This window comes from Inquilinus limosus MP06, assembly GCF_000767795.1.
In the GTDB taxonomy this organism is placed as follows: domain Bacteria; phylum Pseudomonadota; class Alphaproteobacteria; order DSM-16000; family Inquilinaceae; genus Inquilinus; species Inquilinus limosus_E.
The window spans coordinates 1-2,914 of the sequence record NZ_JANX01000686.1 but is presented as its reverse complement, the minus strand read 5'-3'; the positions used below and the strand labels follow the sequence as shown (position 1 = coordinate 2,914).

The following is a 2,914-nucleotide window of genomic DNA, read 5'->3' as shown; positions in this document are numbered from 1 at the left end:
CCCGGCCGTGGCCGACCCGCGGGTGCTGGAGCAGAACGCCGCGGCGCTGGAGCAGGTGCTGAGCGATTTCGGCGTCCGCGGGTCGATCGTGAAGGTCAATCCCGGCCCGGTGGTCACCCTGTACGAGCTGGAGCCGGCGCCCGGCACCAAGTCCAGCCGCGTCATCGGCCTGGCCGACGACATCGCCCGGTCGATGAGCGCCGTGTCGGTGCGTGTCGCCGTGGTGCCCGGCCGCAACGTCATCGGCATCGAGCTGCCGAACCAGAAGCGCGAGATGGTGCTGCTGCGCGAGTTGCTCGGCTCCGACGCCATGGAAAAGGCCGGGTCGAAGCTCGGCCTCGTGCTGGGCAAGGACATCGGCGGCGGCCCGATCATCGCCGACCTGGCGCGCATGCCCCACCTGCTGGTGGCCGGCACCACCGGCTCGGGCAAGTCGGTCGCCATCAACACCATGATCCTGTCGCTCCTGTTCCGGCTGCCGCCGGACAAGGTGCGCTTCATCATGGTCGACCCGAAGATGCTCGAGCTCTCGATCTACGAGGGCATCCCGCATCTGCTGGCGCCGGTCGTCACCGACCCGAAGAAGTCGGTCGTCGCCCTGAAATGGGCGGTGCGCGAGATGGAGGACCGCTACCGGTCCATGTCCAAGGTCGGCGTCCGCAACATCGAGGGCTACAACCAGCGGCTGCGCGAGGCCAAGGCCAAGGGCGAGGTGCTGACCCGGCGGGTGCAGACCGGCTTCGACCCCGACACCGGCAAGCCGATCTTCGAGGACCAGCCGATCGACCTGACCGAGCTGCCCTACATCGTCATCATCGTCGACGAGATGGCCGACCTGATGCTGGTGGCGGGCAAGGACATCGAGGCGCTGATCCAGCGCCTGGCGCAGATGGCCCGCGCCGCCGGCATCCACCTGATCATGGCGACGCAGCGCCCCTCGGTCGACGTCATCACCGGCACGATCAAGGCCAACTTCCCGACCCGCATCAGCTTCCAGGTCACCTCCAAGATCGACAGCCGCACCATCCTGGGCGAGGGCGGGGCGGAGCAGCTGCTGGGCCAGGGCGACATGCTGTACATGGCCGGTGGCGGCCGCATCACCCGCGTGCACGGCCCCTTCGTCTCCGACGGCGAGGTCGAGGAGACGGTGCGCCACCTCAAGGCCCAGGGCGAGCCCGCCTACAACGACGCGGTGCTGGAGGACCAGGAGGATGGCGGCGGCTTCGACGCGCTGGCGCTGGACGGCGAGGGCGGGTCGGGCGACGACCTGTACGACCAGGCGGTGGCGCTGGTGGCGCGCGAGCGCAAGGCGTCGACCAGCTTCATCCAGCGCCACCTGCAGATCGGCTACAACCGCGCGGCCCGGCTGATCGACCGGATGGAGCAGGAGGGCGTGGTCAGCCCCGCCAACCATGTCGGCAAGCGCGAAGTGCTGGCGGGGAATCACTGATACCGGCGCTATTCCGTTGCCTCTCCCGCTTGCGGGACCTTTTCACAACATCCATCCCTCGCCGTCATTGCGAGGAGGCGAAGCCGACGAAGCAATCCAGGGCCAGTGCGAACCGGCCCTGGATTGCTTCGCTGCGCTCGCAATGACGGTTCCGGGAATTCTGAAAGCTCTCGCTTGCGGGTGGGCAAAACTCCACGTGAGGCACCGTCCTCTCGCCGCTCCGCTCGGCCCCGATCGTTAACCCGATTTCATGTTCCGCCCACCAGGGCGTTAGCTCCGGCGCCGTAGGGTTGCGTCTGTCGGAGCCAAGACGTGGCCTCCCGCCCCGCCTCTCCTCCGATCTTCGTTGTCTGTCGATGGAGATCGTAAAATGCGCAGGAGCCTTCTGTTCGCCGTCCTCGCGGTTCCGGCCCTGGCCGTCGTCCCCGCCTTGGCGATGGCGCAGACCACGCCGGCCACCACGGCCCCGGCCGCCGCCCCCGCGGCGCACAAGATGAAGATGCACCACACCGGCCGGGTTCATCACAAGGCCCATCGCACCGCCAACAGCGAGCAGGACCAGACCCGCAAGCTGAACGAGGAGCAGCTGAACAAGAAGTAAGGTTTCGGACCGCAACAGACCCTCGCCCCCACCCCCCCTTCCGAGGCGAGGATCGCGGTTCGCGGAGGCCCGGTCGCACTGACGACCGGGCCTCTTTTTTTGTGTCGCCAGGATTCGATCCGGATGCTGCCAGATATTGCATCCGAAACATGAAATATCGTCCATGAAAGCAGTTTCCCCGGATCGGTATTGCCGGTCGGATCGTTGAGGGATGGATCGGATCACGCGCCGCGGCCGCCTGTGCCTGTGGCGCCGATCATCAGGCATCCCTCGATGGAGAGCTTCATGCGCAGGAGTTTTGTCTTTACCGCCCTCGCCGTGTCGGCGTTCGTCGCTGCGCCCGCCCTGGCCCAGACCTCGGCCGAGCCGGCGACGCCCGGAACGGCGCCGTCGGTCGAGGCTCCCGCCGCGAACGCGCCGGCGGAGCAGCCGGCCCCGAGCACCCACCGGCAGCATCGCAAGCACATGCAGTCGTCGAACGCCGACGACCAGGCCCAGCCGCGCCATCGCCGCGGCAGCAGGAACTCGGCGGAGGAGGAGCAGACCCGCCAGCTCAACCAGCAACAGCTGAGCGCCGGGGCCACCCCGACGGCGCCCGGCGCGGCCATGCCCGGCCAGGTGGCCCCGGCCGAGCCCCAGATGACCCCGGCCGAGCCGATGCAGCCCGGCAGCGGGATGATGGAGCAGGCGCCCTCGCCCGATCAGACCGTTCCGGCGGAGCCGGCGGCCCCGACCGGCGAGTGACCCCGGCCGCCGCGGCCCTCCGGCGGCGGACACCCAGGCCCGGTCGCCCAGGCGGCCGGGCCTTTTTTCATGCCCCGGCGGCAGGCTCCGTGCCGGAGGCCAGGATCGTGTCGCGGAAC

The 2,914-nt window shown here is 69.0% G+C and carries 3 protein-coding genes; all 3 read left to right on the top strand.

Annotated elements, in window-relative coordinates:
- The coding region (locus P409_RS30845) for a DNA translocase FtsK (protein ID WP_034847471.1) at positions 1-1,450 on the top strand (1,450 nt) is incomplete at its 5' end.
- A gap of 370 nt (positions 1,451-1,820) precedes the next feature.
- The gene (locus tag P409_RS39995) at positions 1,821-2,051 is read left to right on the top strand and encodes a hypothetical protein (protein ID WP_034847468.1); all 231 of its coding nucleotides are present in this window, start codon (positions 1,821-1,823) and stop codon (positions 2,049-2,051) included.
- Positions 2,052-2,336: 285 nt separating this feature from the next.
- Positions 2,337-2,795 (top strand): hypothetical protein, encoded by a 459-nt coding sequence (locus P409_RS30835; RefSeq protein ID WP_152613641.1) that lies wholly within the window; start codon positions 2,337-2,339, stop codon positions 2,793-2,795.
- The last annotated feature ends 119 nt before the right edge of the window (positions 2,796-2,914 follow it).